The sequence below is a fragment of the candidate division KSB1 bacterium genome (assembly GCA_024655945.1).
Lineage (GTDB): Bacteria > Zhuqueibacterota > Zhuqueibacteria > JANLFK01 > Oleimicrobiaceae > Oleimicrobium.
The window spans coordinates 12763-33132 of the sequence record JANLFK010000017.1; the positions used below are offsets into that span (position 1 = coordinate 12763).

The following is a 20370-nucleotide window of genomic DNA, read 5'->3' on the forward strand; positions in this document are numbered from 1 at the left end:
CCTCCTCAGTAGCTTTGGCCCACATTCATTTTATCACCAAGAACTTGCCCGTGAAGATTCTTCCCGTCTTCTTGTCCTCAACGGTGTACAGGTAGAGACCGGAGGCGATTGCCTGGTCGTTGCGCGTAATCAAGTCCCAGGCGTGCAGGCCTCCGGGGAACTTGATGTCCTTGCGTCCGGCGGTCGCGGCAAGGCGCGCCACGTCCTGGCCTGCGTACCGCCGCCCATCATGGTGGATCTCATCCACGAGGTCCCCGGCCAAGGTGTAGATGCGAATGGTTGCTTCGAGGGGGAGATTGGCAAACCAGATCAACCTTTGTCGCTCCCCGGTGCCATCCCAAAGGGCGCTACCGCGGTAGGGGTTCGGATAGACGTAAACCTTGAGCTCCTCCTCACTCGGCGGCGTGCCAGGAATGACGTAGGTGAGATTCTCATATACGGAGCTCTCCAGACTTGGCAGGTTGTTCACCGGGTTGCCGCGGTCAAAGGCCGTGACGCTGTAGAAGTAGCGATCTGGCCACCCGTCGTGCAACATCTCATTGACAAACCGATAGTGGTACTGCCTGCCGTCGATGAGGGTATCGTGGCGAATGAGATCCAGCCCTGTGTCGTAGCCGAGATTGTTCTTGAGGTCAAACTGGGCCAGCAGGGAGAACTCCTCCTGGCTGCCGCGCGTCTTGGGGGAACTGTACACGCGGTAGCCCTCAAAGTCGATTTCGCGGGTAATGGGGTCCTCGGTAAGCTCCGGGAGGTTGTCCCAGTAAAGCTCCACGCGCCCCCGTCCGGGCACCACCAGCAGGCGCGGCGAAGGGGGCGGCGACGGCAGGATGTAGCGATCCAATCTGCCGTTGTGCGCGTAGATCCCCCGCTGCGGATTGTGGTAGACATCCTCGTCAATATCTAAATGGCCATCCCCGTCAAGGTCTTCGCCAGGGTCCAGGATGCCATTGCCGTTGACGTCCTCATTGGTCGTGTCCAGGCGGCCGTCGCCGTCCACGTCCTCGCCGTTGTAGGCAATCTGTGCCCAGTCGGAGTTGAGACGGAGGTTCTTGCGCCGCTCCGGACTGTCCGCATCTCCTGGCCCCCAGAATCCACACACCACTGCGAATACCGCATTCACCGAGTCACCAGGGGCGAGATCGCCAAGAGGGCCCATCGAAAGGAGGATCATCCAGCTGTCGGGTCTATTGGGCAGTGGCGGCGGTGGCGTGGTCGCCATCTTTTGGTAGCGCTCTTCGTCATTGCGCGGCATGAAATAGTCCGGGAAGTCAACATTGGTGGCGGTGGCCCACTTCCACTGGTTGTAATTCACCCGGTAAGCCGCTCTCGGAACCGAAGCCCCCAAGGCGCGGATGCCCAGATAGCTTTCGGCATAGCCGTTGTCACCGTCGGCGTCGTACTGGTAGGCCATGTTGTACGCTTCGTCGAAGCCGTTGAGGTTGTCGTACCAGGTAAACCCGCCGCCTGGCTCGTAGCGGCTGGTGTAATTCATGTTGGCCACCGAGGCATCCACCCACAGCCCCACATATATCTGCTCAATGGGATACCGCGAGACGTTCTTGATTGTATAGTTGAGGATGACGAAGGCATCAGCAAACGAATAGTTCCAGGCATAAGATTCTAAGTGCACGTCGATCCCGAAGGGCGTGTGCCCCAGAATCTCGATCTGCGCGCCCGGTACACGCGTGTTCCGATCGGTAAAATCGCAGACAAAGTCCTGATGGGAAATGGCCGAAGGATCAAAGTGCGGTGAGGTGATGATGGTGGAGCGCACGCGGATGGTGTCGCCCTCATCTGGGGAAGTGGTGAATTCAAAGCCCTCTTCGCCGTACCGGAAGACTCCGTCCACGATGGCTGTGGAAACGAGGGTCTTGTCTTCCCCCTGCGCGCCGCCGATGCCACCCACCCATAGGCCTGCATAGGAAAAGTGCTCGATGCGCTCTTTGTCCAGACGCGAATGCAGCTTGTACTGGCACGAGGGCTGGTCCTTGAGGGCGACGAGGTACCCTTGCCCCAGCACGCCATAGTTGGTCACCGTCAGGCCGAGGTTGCCCACATTGTGGAAATGCCAGTAATCGTCGACCGTCACCTTGCCCAAGGGCAAGTCCGAAGGGCGGAGTGGGTGCTGCCCTGCTGCAGGCACGGAGATGAGCCCCACCAGCGCGGCGATTAGGAATTGGAGGTTGAGCTTTCGCTCCATGCGCCCACGGCCTTGGGTTTCACTGCGTGTGCATCAACGGGCCCGATCGGCAGCTCAGACAATTGCGCAGCTTCAGCTTTGCCGCCATTTCTTGCTGGCCTAATATAGGACTTCCGCCGGCAGAAGTCAAGCACATTTTTTGAACCTTCGTCACTCCTCGCGGAGGTGCAGAAAGAAAAGCGCCGCCAGGGTGATGCCGACAAGGCTGATCGTGCCGAACGGTATTGCCTCAACAAGCCGCAGGCTGCCTTGCTTCACCATCGGATAGACGATCCAGGCCGGCAGCGTGACGCTCATCACCAAGGCGTAGCCCAGGCAAACCCCTGTGAGCAGGTAGCCCCACGCAGACCTGCGCAGCAGGAGAATCCCCGTGCACAGGAACAGCGGTACCACGAGCCCCAAGTCAAAACCTTGTGTAGTCAGGGTTGTCAAACCTGCGAGCTCAGGCGGGAAGCGGCCGCTCTTCATGATCGGCACGATGCGCGCCATCCACAGCACCACAAGGAGCAGGCACACCGCAAAGGCGAATCCGATGAACAGCCGCCGCGGGAACCCCGGGTGGACGTGGGCGGCAAGCTGCGGCACCTCGATAGCGCCGAGAGTGAGGAAGAAGGCAACTCCGCTCAATGCCACCACGCCCACATAGACGAGGAACATGCGATTGAAGACGTACGTGGTGAACAGCTGGAAGTAGGTGTAGAAGAAATAGAAGAGCAGGCCTGCCAACAGCACTCTGCCGCGCAAGGAACCCCGCCAAGCTGCAATAATGGACAGGGCCAGGAGCGGCAAAGCCACGGCCATATTCGCCGCGTCCCACACCATCCCCTCTATGGCCAGCGGCGCAGGATCAAATCGATAGAGGCCGCTGCCGTGCAGGAGGGCCCGTTCTCCGCGCGGAGTGACATATTCCTGGGGCTCGCCTGGCGTGCGGTCGCACAGCCCATTGAACACCGCCACCAGCACCAGACACCATACCATGGCGGCAAGCACTAAGTGGACCTTCACTGGGCTCCTCATGTGACTTGCCGGCGACAGCGGCGTACGAGACGGAAGGTGGACAACGGCGACACTCTCACGTGCTCATCGACTCGAGGAATTCCTTGTTGGATTTGGTGCCGCGCATCTTTTCCAACAAGAACTCCATGGCCTCGGTCACCGACAGCTCAGCCAGAACCTTGCGCAAGATCCAAACCCGATTAAGCTCCTGCGGGGTGAGGAGGAGCTCTTCCTTGCGCGTCCCGGACTTGTTGATGTCGATTGCCGGGAACACCCGCTTGTCGGAGAGACGACGGTCCAGCACCAGCTCCATGTTGCCGGTGCCTTTGAACTCTTCGAAAATCACCTCGTCCATGCGCGAGCCGGTGTCGATGAGCGCGGTGGCGATGACCGTGAGGCTGCCGCCTTCTTCGATATTGCGCGCCGCTCCGAAGAAGCGCTTCGGCTTGTGGAGCGCATTGGCGTCAACGCCGCCGGACAGGATCTTGCCGCTGTGCGGCACCACGGCGTTATGGGCACGCGCCAGCCGCGTGATGCTGTCCAACAGGATGACCACATCGTGTCCGTACTCGGCCAGCCTCTTGGCCTTTTCCAAGACCATGTCGGCTACCTGCACGTGGCGCTCCGCCGGCTCGTCGAAGGTGGAGCTGATGACCTCCGCCTTCACCGAACGCTCCATGTCGGTGACTTCCTCAGGGCGCTCATCGATGAGCAGCACGATGAGCTTGATCTCCGGATGGTTGGTGGTGATGCTGTTGGCAACCTTCTGCAGCAGAGTGGTCTTGCCGGTCTTGGGCTGCGCAACGATGAGGCCACGCTGTCCCTTGCCAATGGGGGTCAGCAGGTCCATGATGCGCATGGAGTAGTCGGTAGGGGAAGTCTCCAGCCGGATCCGCTCTATCGGGTAGAGGGGCGTCAGGTTGTCGAAGAGCATGTTGCTCTTGGCAAGGTCCGGATTCTCGAAATTCACCGCTTCCACCTTCAGCAAGGCAAAGAAGCGCTCGTTCTCCTTCGGCGGGCGGATCTGCCCGGACACGGTATCGCCAGTACGCAGCCCGAAGCGCTTGATCTGCGACGGCGACACGTAGATGTCGTCGGGTCCTGGCAAGTAGTTGTAGTCCGGGGAACGCAGGAACCCGTACCCATCGGGCAGCACCTCGAGCACCCCCTCGCCGAAGATCAGACCTTCGCGTTTGGTCTGCTCCTCCAAGATGCAGAAGATGAGCTCTTGTTTGCGCATGTTGGTACAACCGGAGATTTGCATCTCCTGGGCGAGCTTCACCAGCTCGCCAATCTTCATCGCTTTCAGTTGGGCAATGTCCATACAGCAGTCTCCATGATTAAGGTGAACTTAACAGATTTCTCTCCCTACGTTGCCATGGGGCCACCCACAAACGGCAACAGTCTGTGAAGGGCAGGTGCTGGTCACACCGCTCCCTTTGCACGACCGGGACATTGTACGCTCGGATGTGGAAAACAGAAGGTATTGGACGCTTGACGCGACACGACGGGAACTGATTGCTAACTCTGGGCGACAGCCTCCTCTGTGTTCTTGTCAAAGAAGTGGACCTTGCTCATGTCAAAGACAACGTCCATCCTTTCGCCCACGGCGGGTTCTCGGCGCGCCGGGATTCTGGCCACCATTGAGTTGCGCCCACAACTCAAGTAAAGAAAGATCTCGTTGCCCATCGGCTCGACCACCTCGACGGTGCAGGCCGCCTTGGAAGCCTCGCGCACGTGCTCGGCATACTCGCTCAGGTGGATGTCCTCAGGACGGATACCGAAGATCATCTCGCGATCCAGGTAGGATTTGAGGGCGGGCAGGAAAGCAGGCGGAATGCGGAGGCGCACGGCGACCGCATCGAACCACAGCCCATCCTGTTGAATGATGCGCCCTTCGAAAAAGTTCATCGCCGGACTGCCGATGAACCCCGCCACAAACTTGTTCTTGGGGCGATTGTACAGTGTCAACGGGTCGGCAATCTGTTGAATCACCCCGTCCTTCATCACCACAATCTTGTCCCCCATGGTCATCGCTTCCACCTGGTCGTGGGTCACGTAGATCATGGTGGTCTCCAAACGGCCATGGAGTTTGGAGAGCTCGGCGCGCATCTGCACCCGCATCTTCGCATCCAGGTTGGAAAGCGGCTCGTCGAACAGAAAGACCTTCGGCTTGCGCACGATTGCCCTGCCCACTGCCACACGCTGCCGCTGGCCGCCGGAAAGCGCCTTGGGCTTCCTGTCCAAAAGGTCCTTGATGCCCAGAATCTCTGCGGCCTCGTGCACTCGCTGTTCGATTTCCTTCTTCGGGTACTTGCGCAGTTTCAGCCCAAAGGCCATGTTCTGGTAGACCGTCATGTGCGGGTACAGGGCATAGTTCTGGAAGACCATGGCGATGTCGCGGTCCTTGGGAGGCACATCGTTGACCAAGCGCTCGCCGATGTAGATCTCGCCCTCGGTCACCTCCTCCAATCCCGCGATCATCCGTAGGGTCGTGGACTTGCCGCAACCAGAGGGGCCCACCAGTACCACAAATTCCTTATCCTCGGCGACAAAAGTGGCTCTGTCCACCGCCACCACTTTTTTCTCGAATACCTTGGTAACCTCCTTAAGCTCCACCCTTGCCATGATTATTTAGCTCCGGATTAGTGTGTCGAGACACATAGGATCGCTCACGCGCTCGGGTCTTTGGCGTAAGAGGACATTTAGCGGGAATGTAGGGAACAGGGCTGCCGCACCAGAAAGCGTTAAAAGATAGGAAACAATCCCCACATTGTCAAGCATTTTGTTTCGCGGCCTTAACAATCTCCACCCAGCCGCGTTCGCGCTGCCGGTATCTTCTCCTGTCCCGCACGAGGATCACCCGCTCCGCCTGGCCCTGTTACGCTCAGTGCCCTTGCTCTACAGCTGCCAGTACCTCTCCCACCGTGTAGTGGGAGCCTGTGCAAAGCACCAGGTCTTCGGCATTTGCCAGGCGACGAGCAAGTGCCACCCCTGCCCAAGGCGAGTCGGCCTCATGCGTGTACACGCCGTGGGCCCGAAAGGCCGCCGCCAGCTCTGGACCAGGCAGGGCGCGGCTGGTCGCCGGGGCCACGGCAATTGCCACGGAGACAACAGGCGCGATGGCAGCCACCATCGCCTGATAGTCCTTGTCGCGCATGACCCCCATTACCACCAGCAGGCGCCGGAAGGCGAACAATCCCAGCGCCGAGGCTATGCAGCGCATGGCCGCGGGGTTGTGCGCCACGTCAACGAGCGTTGTTGGGCGCTCGGCAATCTTCTGCAGTCTGCCCGGCCAGCGCATGCCCTCCAGGCCAGTGCGAATGGCTGAAGCGGTAATCCGTGGTTCCTGGCGCGAAAGGTAGTGGGCAGCGCTCACCGCCAACGCGCAGTTGCTCAGCTGATGCTCGCCCACCAGCGGGCTGCGCAACCCTCGGAAGGCCACCTGTTCATTCACCAGCGAGAAAGTGGTTACCTCCTGCCCCAGTTCCACGTCGGTCACGCGGAAGAGCTCGCTCACGGTGTGGAAAGGCGCCCTCCGCGAGGCCGCCACCGTACGCAGCACCCCCAGCGCTTCGGGATGGGCCGCAGAGGTCAGGCACGGCACGCCCGGCTTGATGATGCCCGCCTTCTCTTGGGCTATGTCTCTCACTGTCGCGCCCAAATGTTCCACATGGTCCAGGTCAATGCTCGTGATCAGGCTCAGCAAAGGGCGAAGCACGTTGGTGGCATCGAGCCTGCCCCCGAGGCCCACCTCCACGACCGCCACATCCACCTGACGTTCGGCAAAGTAGAGGAAGGCCATGGCGGTGATGGCCTCAAAAAACGTGGCACCTAACTCCTCCACCAGGGGGCGAACGCGCGCGACAAGCTCCACAAACTCCTCGCAGGCAATAGGCGCGCCGTCGATGGCAATGCGCTGCTCGGGTCGCACCAGGTGCGGGGAAGTATACAGGCCCGTGCGCAGCCCCGCCTTTCTCAGAATGGAGGCCAAAGCTGCCGCGGTCGACCCCTTGCCATTAGTGCCGGCCACGTGCACGCTGGCAAAGCGCCGCTGCGGCTCGCCAAGGCGTGCGAGCAGTGCCTCGATACGCTCCAGCCCCAGACGCATGCCGAAGCGATGCAAACCGAACAGGTACTCAATGAGCTCCTGGCGGCGTCTGTCCTGACGTCCTTCGAAGGGAATTCTCTCCCCCATGGGTTAGTCGATCCTGTGCGGGCTGTTCCAATAGAAACGGGTGAGACCGTTGCGCGTGCCGAACCACACATAGTCACCATCAAGGCAGATGGAGAACACTTCGTTGCTGGGCAGGCCGTCCTCCACGGTGAACAGGCGCCAGCGCTTGTGCTTGCGGTCGTACTTGAGCACGCCCTTGTCCGTGCTGGCCCAGACGGTGCTGGTGTCGGCAGCGATGCGATTGACGCGCGCACCGGTATGTACCAGGCGGGCAGGCGGGCGCATCCAAGTGCGGGTGTGCATGTCAAAGGCCTCGATGGACTCTGTCGTGCCGAACCAGACCTCGTTGCCGCAGCTTGTCACTGCCGTCACCGTGCAATTGACAGGCCCCTCCGGCGCGTTGTAGAAGCCTCCAGAGTCGCGGGCGCAGTCATAGACGTAGATGCCGTACTCGGTCCCCATCCACATGAGGTTGTGGGTGCGTTCCAGGTCGTAGACCGGGACGTCCCCTAGGGCCGGCCACTGCACCAGTTGCGCAACCAGCGAATCCGTGCGCAGAGTGGCACGCACCAGGCGGGTCACCCCACGTTGCGTGGCCGCCCACACATAGAGCGAGTCTACCAGCACATCGTTCACCCACTCGTCTGGCAAGAGCTCCGTCTTGCCGAAGGTCTTCCAGTACTGGCGCGCCCGCTCGAACCAGACGAGCCCTTGCTCGGTGCCAAGCCATACCTCGCGGTCGTACAGGGCGATGGCCCGCACCCGGGCGCTCCGGAAACCAGTCAAGAGGCGCGGCTCGTAGTAGAGCCAGGAGTCCGCCCCATCCCAGGCGGTGACCCCGGAAATCTGCTCTTCGTCTGGACCACCGATCCAGAATTCGTTGCCGCGTCGGGCGACGATCCTGGCGTCCCGTTGGCAGAGGCCCAAGGGGAGCATGGTGAGGCGGTAGCTTTTCAGGTCGCCCTTGCCGGCGCCCAGGCCCCAGGAGCCGATCCACAGCAACTGCCACGGGTCAGTCGCCCAGCATGTGAGGGGGAACTGGCGGAGGTTGGTATCCTGCAGCGTTCCGCGGTCGTCGTAGAACAGGCCCACCTCGGCAAAGAAGTGGGGCAGCCTTTGACGCGGTGCCCTTCGCCCAAACCAGACCACCTCCTCAGGCGGTGGCGCCGCGCTGGGAGCAAATCCCGAAACGCTGCCCACAAAATGCTGCCCGTCTTCGGTCTCCAAGCAGACCCGGTCGCCCACAAAGCCAATGGAAAGGACTCTGTCCCCGCCGGCCACGCCCATCTCGTCGTAGAAGAAGTTCGACCACACCTGCGCCGCCGGCTGCAGGTAGGCCACGGAGACCCCAGTGGCGCACCAGAGCAGCCCGGTGGTAAAGTCATAGCCCACGCACAGCACGTTGTTGTCCGCCAAGCCGTTGCTCACCGTCCAGGGGTATTCCCACCGGCTGCGGAAGCGATCGAAGGGCGCCACGCCTCCGGTCGTGCCAAAATAGACGTGCTGATCACCCACTGCCGCGTCGTTGACGTAACGAAGCACCGAGTAGGTGACCCAGTCGCCCGGGGCATAGCTGGTGTTCGTGCCGCGGATTCGCACCTGCTGCGCACCAGCGGGCAGGCCTGGCAGCAGAAAAAACGCCCCCGCCGCGATGACGGCCCACCGGATGGGCGACTGCCGAAATACACAGGACCTCATGAGTCTTCTTCTCCCTTCGAAGAGTACTCCTCAGTGGCTCGGCCCCAGCCGTGCGCCAGCCGACGAATTCTCTCCAGGCTCGCTCGGGTGGCCCGTGCCTTCACCAGCACCTGCCCATCCTGGTAATCCGCCTCCAGCACCTCGGCTAGGGCATAGAGCTTTGCCACGAGCCGACTATCCTTCGCGGGAACCTGCAGCTCGAAGTCGATGAGCCTCTGCTCAGCGAAGCGCAGGATTTCCTCCCGCAGGCGCTCCATGAAAATGCCCCGGGTGGCAGACACTGCGATGCTGGGACGGTGTGTCTCCAGCAGACCAGGAAGGAGGCCAGTGTCCGTGAGACGATCCACCTTGTTGAAAACGGTCAAGATGGGCCTGTCCAACACGTTGAGGGAACGGAGCACCTCCCGCACCGTGTCCATCTGCTCGGCCAGTTGGGGATGGCTCACATCCACCACGTGCACCAACAGGTCGGCAGCCATTGACTCCTGCAAAGTGCTCATAAACGAAGCCACCAGATGGTGGGGCAGTTTGCGGATGAATCCCACCGTGTCGATGAGCACCACGGTGCGCCGCCCGTCGCTGTCCATGACGCGCACCGTGGGGTCCAAGGTGGCGAAGAGGCGATCCTCCACCAGGACCTCGGCCCGCGTGAGCGCGTTGAGAATGGTGGACTTGCCCACGTTGGTGTAGCCGACGAGGGCTACCTGAAACAGCTCCTCGCGGTGCTTGCCGCGAATGGCTCGCTGGCGGTGAATCTTTTCAAGCTCCTGGCGCAGGAAGTTGATGCGCCGCCTGATCTGGCGCCGGTCGATCTCCAACTGGGTCTCCCCCGGTCCGCGCAGCCCGATGCCCCCCTCCTGGCGGGAGAGATGGGTCCACTGCCGGGTGAGTCGGGGCAGGAGGTACTCAAGCTGGGCCAGTTCCACCTGCGTCTTGGCTTCCCGGGTGCGCGCCCGCCGCGCGAAGATGTCCAAAATCAACCCGCTGCGATCCACCACCCGCACACCACAGTCTCTCTCTATGTTGCGCACCTGCGCCGGGCTGAGATCGTCGTCAAACAGGATGAGGTTCGCCTGCTGCTGCTTGACCATGGCGCGCAGCTCCCTGACCTTGCCGCGGCCAATGAAGTAGGCGGGGTCGATCTCGCTGCGCTCCTGGAGCACTCTGCCCACCACCTCCGCCCCTGCCGTATCTGCCAACAAGGCCAGCTCGTCGAGAAACTCCTCGGCTGTCCAGCGATAGGTGGAGCGTGTGACCAATCCCACGATGATGGCCCGCTCCCGTCGTGGGGGGGCATGTGTTACCAGACGGTTCAAACCCTCGCCTCCTGTGGAGGTTCGTCGATGACCTCGCCCTTCTCTCTGTACAGCGCCATCTCGGCAATCATGAGGCCGAGTGCCAACAAGGCCAACGGCCGCCACAACTCCCTGCCCAGCCTCGCCTCCTGCACGCTGCTCGCCACATCCTGTCCTTCGTCCACCCAGATGGCGGTGGGATAGCGCTCGCGGAACTGGGCAGCAGAGAGCGCCTGGAAACGCGACTCCTTTCCGTCCATGTTCACGGCAACGCGTGTCAACTCGCTGTCGCCCGCAAAGAGGGAGTAGATGCCCGGCCGCCAGGTCTGGGTAAACTCCACCACGTAGCCGTTCTGACGGAATTCGGGCGCAAGGGCCAGCCTGGTGCCGTCTGGCGTCGCCAGCTCCAACTGCGCCTGGACCTGCTCCGGCGCCAGCCTCAGCACAATCGGCTGTCCCACCAGCACCTCGCTCTCCTGCGAGGTCTCCGGCTGAGAGAGCAGGCGCGCTGCCCGCGTCACCAAGGGAGCAAAGAGCGAGGTGACAGTGATGTTCGACCACTCCGGTTCGAAGCCGGAGGTGAAGACCAGCACACGACCTTTGTCCAGGCGCGCCTCGTAGAGGAACGGCTCCCCGGTGCCGAAGCGCATGATGACCTGACGATCCAAAGAGCCCCCCTGCGTGCGCAGGGCGATGTGAAAGCGCGGGGAACGCACCTGATGCTCTTTCTCGTCAAAAACCCCTTGGAAAAGCGCATGGCCGTAATCGATGTCCTCTAACTCGAAGGTCGGCGTGTCCTCTCCGAGCGCGCCCACCATTTCCGCGAACAGGGGCAGCCCGAGGGCTGACAGCAGCCGCTCGTTGAGCGCACGCAGATCTGTCTGCAGGCCGGGTACAATCATCAGACCCCCGCCCTGCTCGACGAAGCGGCGGAGCGTCAGAACGTCCTCAGCGCTGAGGAGCGGCGCATTGCACAAGACTATGACCTTGTACGCCGCCACAAGGTTTGCAGTCAGCCCCGCCTGTGGCCGCGCGGTGATCTGAAAGAAGGGGCGCTCGCTGCGCGCCGGATTCAGGGCCAGCTGCAAACGCTCGGCGCCAGTCCCCTGGCCGATGAGCAACACAGGGCTGCTCTCCGGCACATGCAGCACAAAGAACCGCTCGTCGTCCAGCGGCAGCCCATCGTCTTCCACTACCACACTGCCACTGAGAAAACCGCTGCTCTGCGGCACAAAGTTCATCGTCACGGCGGTGGCTTCGCCTGCCTCCAGGCCGACGGTGGTCTGCGCGGCCCGCTTGCCATCCACAAAGAGCTGCAGCAGCCTATTCCGCTGCGGGGCGCTACCTGTGTTTCTCACCACCACCTGCACCTGCACGGGGCGCCCCTGCTCAACAATTCTGCTGACCAGCCGGACGCTCTCTACCGCCAAGTTCTGTGCCTGGTCCGCCTGCACCGGAAGTGCCACAATCGGCACCGCTAAGGTGTCGGGCTTGCCCTCGCCGAAGGCAGTGGCCTGGAAGTCAGAGGCCACGTAGATCTCCCTGCTCTGGTGGGCGGCAGCGCGCAACAGCTCCCGTGCCAGCCGCAGGGCTCCGTCTAAGTCCGTGGCCTCGCAGGAGGGCGCCTGCCGCGCAATGGCTTCGGCCAGCAGAGCCGAGTTGTTCAAAGGGCCGGCAGTTGCGAGCCGTGGGGGTGAGCCAGGCAGGACGAGCCACGCCTCGCTCCCCGGAGCCAGCAGGTTCGTCACTTGTAGCGCCCTGTCTGCAGCAAGCTCCTCTAGCGTCCTTCCGCCTTTTCCCCTTGCCATGCTGGCCGAATGGTCCAGCACAACCACTGCGGATGACGGCCCAGGCCGCAGATTGGCGCCAGCAAGGCGCACCGTCGGCCGCGCGAAGGCCAAAACCAGCGCCACGATGATCAGCGTGCGCAGCAGCAACAAGAGCACCTGGCGCAGTCTCAGGCGCCGCAACTTGCGTTGCTCCAGCTGTCGCAGAAAGACCAACGTGCTGAAAGGGATGGTCTTGGCCTTGTGGCGGGTGAGAAGGTGCACCAGCACCGGGATGGCCGCAGCCGCCAGGCCTATCAGAACCGTGGGATTGAGGAAAGACACCATCGAGGCGTAATCACCTCGTCGTGAAAAGGAATACCCCCTTCCTCGCGCACACGACAGCGGGGAAGGTGCTGCTCATCGCCTTGACCCCTGACTGAGCCCCTCCTCGATCAGGTCGCACAGCGTGTGGATGATCACTCCGTGACACTCTTGAATGCGCGCCGCATCATGGCTGGGCACGGTGATGGCATAGTGGCAGCTCCCGGCGATTGTGCCGCCGCCTGAGCCCAAAAGGCCCACCGTGACGAGACCGTGCGCCTGGGCCCATTGCATGGCTTGCGCCACGTTGGCGGAGTTGCCACTGGTGCTGATGCCCACCAGCACGTCGCCCTTGGCACCAAACGCTGCAACTTGCCGCAGAAAGACCTGGTCGAATCCATAGTCGTTGCCCACCGCCGTAAGGATCGAGGTGTCGGTGCTGAGGGCCAGCACAGGGAGGGACTGCCGTTCCTTGCGGAAACGACCGACCATTTCGGCAGCGAAATGCTGCGCATCGGCGGCACTGCCCCCGTTGCCACAGACCAGGATCTTGCTTTCGCGGCGGAGGGCATTGGTCATGACCTCCGCAATTTCCGCCACCAGCTCTGCATAGTCGTCGGCAAGCTGCCGGATCAAGGCGGCGCTGGCGGCACACTGCTCCGCCACGCGTTGCACATGCTCATGCCGAGGCCTTGGCAAAGTCCTCTCCTCAGTGACCTCGCCAGAAGCGCCTCAGTCGACTGGCAAGGGATGCTGTGTGCACCTGCTCCATGGAGAGCGGCTCGACCTGCTCGACCTCCTCGCCGGCGAGTATCTGCCGCGGGTTCTCAACAAACAGACGGCTGGCAGCGTCCTTGCCCCACCTGCGCTCCACAAGGGCGTAGGTCTCCCGCAGCCGAGGGCGACGGGCACTAGCACCATGAGCATCGCTGGCAACCACGTGCACCAAGCGCGCGTCCAGGAGCTGCTCGGCGAGCCTTCGCGTCTCCGGGCCAAACACCCCTCGCAGGCTCCCGGAGTTAACCTGCAGGAGCACACCTCTTTCCACACACTTCTCGGCCAGCCCAGGGTCGCGGAGAATCGCCAAATTCCGCTCCGGGTGCGCCAGAATTGGTCTGTAACCCTCCATAATCAGATCGAAAAACTGCACCTCCGCAAATGGCGGAATATTCTCCATGGGAAATTCCACTAAGAAGTACCGTCCGTTGCCGGCCAGCGTCAGGAAGTGCCGATCAAGGCGCATCTCGTGGCAGGCGTAGATTTCGGCTCCTAAATGCAAACGCAGCTTCAGCCCCTCTTGTTCCTTGATGCGGCACAGCTCGGCAAAGAGCTGGTTGAGCTCCGTTTCCCTGCCGACGTCGCCAGGCCCCAGGATGTGCGGTGTGGCCACCAGATCGGTGATGCCATCCTCCTCTGCCACAAGGAGCATCTGGCGGGCCTCCTCCCAGGAGGTTGCCCCGTCGTCAAAGCCAGGGAGGATATGCGTGTGCAGGTCGATCACGAGCGTCTTCCTTTGCCGGCCAGCTGCGGAGCCGGTCAGTACGGCTCGGCGAAGAGCTCAAAGTGCGCCTGGGGATGTTGACAGGCCGGGCACTTTTCCGGTGCTTCCTTGCCCTCGTGAATGTAGCCGCAGTTGTTGCACTTCCAGCGCACTGGAGTATCGCGGCGAAACACGCGACCGCGCTCCACATTCTCGGCCAGCTTCAGGTAGCGACGCTCGTGCGCCACCTCCACCTCGGCGACCTTCCTGAAAGTTACGGCAATTTCCTGGAAGCCTTCTTCCTCTGCAACCCGGGCGAACTCTGGATACATGGTGCTGTGCTCGTAGCGTTCGCCTGCTGCCGCGGCACGCAGGTTCTCCAGCGTGCTCCCGATCACGCCGGCAGGAAAGGCGGCGGCAATCTCCACCTCGCCCCCCTGCAGGAACTTGAAGAAGCGCTTGGCGTGTTCCTTTTCGTTCTCCGCCGTCTCGAGGAAGATGTTGGAAATCTGCACGAACCCTTCCTTGAGCGCCTGAGAGGCGAAAAAGGTATAGCGGTTGCGCGCCTGCGACTCACCGGCAAAGGCGGTCAGCAGGTTACGCTCGGTCTTGGTTCCCTTCAGCTGTGGCATATCTCCTCCTATCCAAACTGAGTCGGACGCCTTCCCGCACTATTCCCGCATATGGACGGCCTGCGCAAAACGCCGCACCACGTTTGGGCTGTTGTCCCCTTCCAATACATTGCCGGTGACCACAAATGCCGCGCCGGCCTCCACTTTCGCGCGCGCCTCCTCGGGCGAGGTGATACCCCCGCCCACCACTACCGGCAGGGTGATGCAGGAACTCACAACCTTGATCATCTCCACCGGCACCGAATGCGCAGCACCCGAACCAGCCTCGAGGTAGACAAGCTTCATGCCTAAATATTCTGCGGCAAGTGCCGTGGCCGCAGCAATGTCCGGCTTGTGGCGCGGAATCGGGCGCGTATTGCTCATGTACTCCGCCGAGGTGGTCTGACCAGACTCGATGAGCAGGTACGCCGTGGGGATCGGCTCAATGCCGCAGGCTTTGACCAACGGTGCCGCCACTACTTGGTCGCCGATGAGGTGTTCGGCGTTGCGCCCGCTGACCAGGGACATGAACAGGATAGCATCCGCGTGCGGACTGACCTGCCGCACCCCGCCCGGGAAGATGATGAGCGGGATGGTCAAGCGCCTCTTCAGTTCCTGCAGCAACTGCTCGAACGTGGGCCTGAGGAGCAGGCTGCCACCCACCAGCAGGGCGTCCACACCTGCTTCCTGGCAGAGCTCGGCGCGCGCTGCTGCCTGCACCACGTCCTCTTTGTCTGGATCAAAGAGCACCAAATACCCAGCCCCGCGCCGCTCGCGCGTCTGCAGCAGGTAGTCGTAGACCTTCACGCTCCACTCGCGCTTGCTGTTGTCCAAGAGGTAAGGAGACGGGCGACGATCTCCGGTACGGCCGCCAGGGCTGCGTCCACCTTGCCCAAGTCTTTTGCCCCTGCCTGGGCCATGCGTGCGCCGCCGCCACCGCCGCTGCCGGTGAGCTTGCCCACTTCGCGCACCAGGGCGCCGGCGTGGAGACGACCACTGTCTGCCAAGTCAGCCGTCACCACGGCGAGAAAGTTGCCCTTGCCGTCGAGGCTGGCGAAGAGCACACCCGCACCTGAGCCCAGTCGCTCGCGCACCACATCGGCCAGTGACTTGAACTCCTCCAAGTCATTCACCTCGACCCTGGCGGCCAGGAGCCTTAGCCCCTGCGCCTCCTGGGCACGCCCCACAAGCTGCGCTGCGACGGCGCTGAGGTCTTTTCCCTTGCGGCTCTTGACCGCGCTCAACAGCTCCTTCTTCTCGCGAAGGAGCCCTTCCAGGCGTTCGGGCACCTCGTCGGGTAGGCAGGTGAGCAACTGCGCCGCCTGGCGGAGCAGGTCGCGGTCGTGCCGGGCACGCTCCACCGCCTTCTGCCCAGTGAGCGCCTCAATGCGGCGCACGCCCGCGGCCACCGCCGACTCGCTCACGATGTAGAACATACCTATCTCACCCGTGGCACGCACGTGCGTCCCGCCGCACAGCTCACGGGAGTAGTCGTCCACCTCCAGCATCCGCACCATCTCTTCGTACTTTTCCCCGAACAGGGCCACCGCGCCGCGTTGCCGCGCCTCCTCGAAGGGGACAATTTGCCAACGCACCGGGTAGTTCGCCTGCACCGCCTCGTTGACCATCTGCTCGATGCGCGCCAGATCTGCCGGGCTCACCTTTTCGAAGTGGTTAAAGTCGAAACGGAGATAGTCGGGATGAACAAGAGAGCCGGCTTGGTGTGCATGCTCGCCCAGCACCGTGCGCAGCGCCTTGTGCAACAGGTGCGTGGCGGTGTGATTGCGCTCGGTAGCTCGCCGCCGGCTTTCGTCCACCTGGGCCTCCACGACCGCGCCCGCCGCAAAGGGTCCGCCCTCCTGGAAATGGCCCTGGTGGACGAGGTGATCGCCGCTGCGCACGGTGTCTTCCACGCGAAAGCGGGCCTCGGTCCCCACGATCCAGCCAGTGTCGCCTACCTGCCCGCCGCTCTCAGCGTAGAACGGCGTCACCTCCAGCACCACTCGCTCAGGGTCCGCGTACAGGGCGGTACTTTGCGTACGCAGCTCCTCGTAGCCGACGAAGCGCGAGCCGCCGGTGGGCAATCCTGCCAGCTCTGGCATGGCGACAGCTGCCTCCTGGGCCGCGGCGCGGGAACGGCTGCGCTGCTCTTCCATGGCCGCCTCAAACCCTGCCACGTCGACCACAAGCCCTCGCTCGCGGGCTAGCAGCTGCGTCAGATCCAGGGGAAAACCATAGGTATCATGCAGGCGGAAGGCGTCCTCGCCCGGAAGCACGGTTTGTCCAGCCGCCTGCAACTGCTCTACGCGTTTTTCGAATTCGCTGAGGCCACGATCCAGGGTCCGGCTAAAGTTTTCCTCCTCGGCACAAATAACACGAGCTATATGCTGATGCCGCTCGCGCAGCTCGGGATAGGCCTCGCCCATCAAGTCCACCAGCGGCGACACAATTTTGAAAATGAACGGCTCGTGCATGTCCAGCACCCGGCCAAAGCGCGCTGCGCGCCGCAGCAGGCGGCGTAGCACGTAGCCTCGTCCTTCGTTCGAGGGCAGGGCCCCATCGGCAATGGCGAACGACAGCGCGCGCACATGGTCGGCGATGACGCGAAAAGCCACCGCCTGCTCGTCGCTGCCGCCAGTGTACCTCTTGCCGGTGAGCTCAGCGATGGCCTCGATCAGAGGCATAAACAGGTCAGTGTCATAGTTCGAGCGTTTGCCCTGCAGAACAGCCACCAGTCGCTCCAAGCCGGCTCCGGTGTCGACGTGCTTGGCCGGCAAAGGGGTACACTGGCCGTCCTCGTTGCGGTTGTATTGAATGAACACGAGATTCCAGAGTTCCAAGAAGCGGGCGCACCCGCCGTTCACTGCGCAGACATGCCCTGGGGCTGTAGCATCGCAGTACTCAGGCCCCCGGTCGATATGGATCTCCGAACAGGGCCCACAAGGACCGGTGTCGCCCATCTCCCAGAAATTGTCCTTCTCGCCAAAGCGCAGCACGTGGCTGGGATCGATGTCGGTGACCTGCGGCCAAAGCTCCGCGGCTTCATCGTCGTCGCGGAAAACAGTCGCCCACAGCCGCTCCTTTGGCAAATGCCACACCTCGGTGAGGAGCTCCCACGCCCAAGCGATGGCCTCGCGCTTGTAATAGTCCCCAAACGACCAATTCCCCAGCATCTCGAAGAAGGTGTGGTGGTAGGTGTCGCGGCCGACTTCCTCCAGGTCGTTATGCTTGCCGGACACCCGGATGCACTTTTGCGAATTGGCCACGCGCACATAGTCGCGGCTGCCGACGCCGAGGAAGACGTCCTTGAACTGGTTCATCCCGGCGTTGGTGAACATGAGCGTGGGGTCGCCTGCCGGAATGACCGGGGCGCTGGGGACAATGCGGTGCCCCTTGCTGCGGAAGAAATCAAGAAAGGATTGTCGAACCGTCGCTGCCTTCATTAACGCCGTTGCAGCCTCCTCGTGTTATTGACTGGTCAGGTTCCTTCCTGGCCGGTGCCGCCTTCGGGAGCAGAAAGCTCGTCCCATCGTTCCAGAATCTCGTTCACCAGCCCCCAGGCAAAGCCACGGCGCAGGAGAAAGTCCACGACCCGCTTCTGAGCTTTTTCCTCCTCAGCTCGGCCCACGAGCCTCTTCTTCTTGGCGGCCAGCTCGTAGGCCAACTGTCGCTGGCTTTTCTCGCGATAAGCTTCGGCCACCGCCGCTTCGATCTGCTCTTCAGGAATCCCCTTTTCGCGCAGTTCGCTGCGCAGCAGGAACTCGCCGCACGGCCTGGTGGCAATGCGTGAGCGGGCATAGCTCAAGGCAAACTCCCGGTCGTCCACCAAGCCGGCACGTCTTAGGCTGCGCAGGGTGGCGTCGGCAGCTTCACCGAGCCCGGCCTGATGCAGGCGAGTGCGGAGCTCCTTTTCGCTGCGCGCCCGCACCGACAGCAGCCGAAGGGCCTTCTGCTTGGCCTGATGGCGCTCCTCCGCCGCCAGGAGCCGTCGTACGTCCTGGCCGGTGAGATAGTCGCCTAAGCCAAAGCCGCTCTCCAAGAGCACCTCTTGGTGCACGCCAAAAGCGAACTCTCCGTCCAGGAAGACGTTGCGGCGCGCGCGGTCGTGCTCCTGAATTTCGATGGCGGTGATCTGCCGCTTCCCTGACCCCTTCATGCGGCGAGCCTGCCCTTAGCTCTTGGAGCCAAAGGTGCGTTCGGCGGCTGCCGGGGCAGGTTCCCCTTGTTGCTCAGGCAGCGTGCCCAAGGCCTCCCGTACGCGGTGCTCAATCTTCTCCAGAAGCTCCGGCGATTGCTCAAGGTAGCGTTTCACGTTGTCGCGGCCCTGGCCGATCTTCTCCTCGCCGAAGGAAAACCAAGTGCCGCTCTTCTCCACGATCTTGTGCTCCACCGCCAGGTCCAAAATGTCGCCGACGCGGGAGATGCCGCTGCCATAAAGGACGTCGAATTCTGCCTCCCGAAATGGGGGTGCCACCTTGTTCTTGACCACTTTGACGCGCGTGCGGTTGCCTATGACGTTCTCGCCTTCTTTGATGGAACCAACCCGGCGAATGTCCAGCCGCACCGATGCGTAGAACTTGAGGGCGCGCCCTCCGGTGGTGGTCTCCGGGCTACCGAACATGACGCCAATCTTTTCCCGAATCTGGTTGATGAACACCACGGCGGTCTTGGATTTGCTGATGGAGCCGGCCAGCTTGCGCATAGCCTGCGACATGAGGCGCGCCTGCAGCCCCATCTGGGCATCCCCCATCTCCCCCTCGATCTCCGCCCTGGGCACCAGCGCCGCCACCGAGTCGATGACCACAATGTCCAACGCGCCGCTGCGCACCAGGGTTTCGGTGATCTCCAGGGCCTGCTCGCCGGTGTCCGGCTGCGAGATGAGCAAGTTGTCGGTGTCCACCCCCAACTTGCGGGCGTAGTTGGCATCCAGCGCGTGCTCTGCGTCGATGAAGGCGGCGATGCCGCCTGCCTTCTGCGCCTCGGCGATCATGTGCAGCGCCAGGGTGGTCTTGCCCGAGGACTCTGGGCCGAAGACCTCGATGATGCGGCCCCGCGGGATGCCCCCGATGCCGATAGCCGCGTCCAGGGACAAGGCGCCGGTGGAGATGGCCTCGATCTTGACACGTGCCCTTTCTTCCCCAAGACGCATCACCGAGCCGCGGCCGAACTGGCGTTCGATCTGCGACAGCGCCAGTTCCAGCGCCCGCTCCTTTTCGCTCTTTTGGTCAGTCATCTGTCAGCCCCACCTTTGTTAGTGAGACGATAGTGCAATGTGGTGCAGCGCTGTGTACTCCGCCCCTGTCGGTTTGAGCTCGCTCTTCATGACTCTGACCTCGCGGGCCGGGAATGTGCCCCCCGCAAAGCCGGCTTGCTGCATGGCGCGCACCACGGGCGCCACGCCCCGAGGGTCCTTCACCCGACCCAGGGTCAGATGCGGCGAAAAGTCCCGCCCTTCCGGCGGAAAGCCCAGTGGGCGGAGCTCTTCTTCGATGGCGTGCGCCAGGGCCTTCAGCCGGCCGGTCGGCTCCTGGATGCCCACCCACAACACGCGAGGTTGCCGAAAATTGGGGAAGGCGCCCACCCCCGCAATGCTCACCTCAAAGGGCGCAACCTGCCGGCAAGCCCGTGCCACCGCCTCTGCAACCATAGGGATCTGTTCCTGGTCGACGTCCCCGAGGAACTTGAGGGTCAGGTGGATGCCTTCCGGGCGCGTCCAGCTAATCCGCCCGCCCACGCGGCGGAGAGTGGCCTGAAGCTGCGCGATCTGCTCCTTTTGCGCCTCCGGAATGTCGATGGCGATGAACGTGCGAACCTTCCCCAAGA

The 20370-nt window shown here is 62.5% G+C and carries 16 protein-coding genes; all 16 read right to left on the minus strand.

The window, feature by feature from the left end:
• Nucleotides 1-25: 25 nt before the first annotated feature.
• The 16 genes from NUW13_15270 to thpR all read right to left on the minus strand — a co-directional run bounded on the left by NUW13_15270 (nt 26) and on the right by thpR (nt 20368).
• A complete protein-coding gene (locus NUW13_15270) occupies nt 26-2200 on the minus strand; it encodes a hypothetical protein (protein MCR4440380.1) in 2175 nt (724 codons plus the stop codon).
• 150 nt (nt 2201-2350) lie between these two features.
• Nucleotides 2351-3205: a hypothetical protein gene (locus NUW13_15275; protein MCR4440381.1), complete on the minus strand. Its 855-nt coding sequence runs from the start codon at nt 3203-3205 to the stop codon at nt 2351-2353.
• Between the two features lie 67 nt (nt 3206-3272).
• Nucleotides 3273-4520 carry a transcription termination factor Rho gene (rho, locus tag NUW13_15280; protein MCR4440382.1) on the minus strand — a complete coding sequence of 416 codons (1248 nt, stop codon included), beginning with the start codon at nt 4518-4520 and terminating at the stop codon, nt 3273-3275.
• A 197-nt stretch (nt 4521-4717) separates the two neighbouring features.
• A complete protein-coding gene (ugpC, locus tag NUW13_15285) occupies nt 4718-5824 on the minus strand; it encodes a sn-glycerol-3-phosphate ABC transporter ATP-binding protein UgpC (protein MCR4440383.1) in 1107 nt (368 codons plus the stop codon).
• 259 nt (nt 5825-6083) lie between these two features.
• Entirely contained in the window at nt 6084-7394 is a 1311-nt protein-coding gene (locus NUW13_15290; GenBank protein MCR4440384.1) for a bifunctional folylpolyglutamate synthase/dihydrofolate synthase, read from the minus strand.
• 3 nt (nt 7395-7397) lie between these two features.
• Entirely contained in the window at nt 7398-9071 is a 1674-nt protein-coding gene (locus NUW13_15295; protein MCR4440385.1) for a hypothetical protein, read from the minus strand.
• Entirely contained in the window at nt 9068-10387 is a 1320-nt protein-coding gene (gene hflX / locus NUW13_15300) for a GTPase HflX (protein MCR4440386.1), read from the minus strand. Before hflX ends, NUW13_15295 begins: the two co-directional genes overlap by 4 nt.
• A complete protein-coding gene (locus tag NUW13_15305) occupies nt 10384-12480 on the minus strand; it encodes a BatA domain-containing protein (protein MCR4440387.1) in 2097 nt (698 codons plus the stop codon). Before NUW13_15305 ends, hflX begins: the two co-directional genes overlap by 4 nt.
• 72 nt (nt 12481-12552) lie before the next feature.
• Nucleotides 12553-13155 (minus strand): D-sedoheptulose 7-phosphate isomerase, encoded by a 603-nt coding sequence (locus NUW13_15310; protein ID MCR4440388.1) that lies wholly within the window; start codon nt 13153-13155, stop codon nt 12553-12555.
• Nucleotides 13156-13165: 10 nt separating this feature from the next.
• A complete protein-coding gene (locus NUW13_15315) occupies nt 13166-13957 on the minus strand; it encodes a hypothetical protein (protein ID MCR4440389.1) in 792 nt (263 codons plus the stop codon).
• 35 nt (nt 13958-13992) lie between these two features.
• On the minus strand, nt 13993-14568 hold the full coding sequence (locus tag NUW13_15320) for a rubrerythrin family protein (GenBank protein MCR4440390.1): 576 nt from the start codon (nt 14566-14568) through the stop codon (nt 13993-13995).
• Between the two features lie 39 nt (nt 14569-14607).
• A complete protein-coding gene (locus NUW13_15325; GenBank protein MCR4440391.1) occupies nt 14608-15354 on the minus strand; it encodes a geranylgeranylglyceryl/heptaprenylglyceryl phosphate synthase in 747 nt (248 codons plus the stop codon).
• On the minus strand, nt 15351-17990 hold the full coding sequence (gene alaS, locus NUW13_15330) for an alanine--tRNA ligase (GenBank protein MCR4440392.1): 2640 nt from the start codon (nt 17988-17990) through the stop codon (nt 15351-15353). Before alaS ends, NUW13_15325 begins: the two co-directional genes overlap by 4 nt.
• A 35-nt stretch (nt 17991-18025) precedes the next feature.
• The gene (locus tag NUW13_15335; GenBank protein ID MCR4440393.1) at nt 18026-18703 is read right to left on the minus strand and encodes a RecX family transcriptional regulator; all 678 of its coding nucleotides are present in this window, start codon (nt 18701-18703) and stop codon (nt 18026-18028) included.
• A 15-nt stretch (nt 18704-18718) separates the two neighbouring features.
• The gene (recA, locus tag NUW13_15340) at nt 18719-19780 is read right to left on the minus strand and encodes a recombinase RecA (protein MCR4440394.1); all 1062 of its coding nucleotides are present in this window, start codon (nt 19778-19780) and stop codon (nt 18719-18721) included.
• An 18-nt stretch (nt 19781-19798) separates the two neighbouring features.
• Complete coding sequence (gene thpR / locus NUW13_15345) at nt 19799-20368, minus strand: RNA 2',3'-cyclic phosphodiesterase (GenBank protein MCR4440395.1); 570 nt, start codon at nt 20366-20368, stop codon at nt 19799-19801.
• Nucleotides 20369-20370 lie beyond the last annotated feature (2 nt).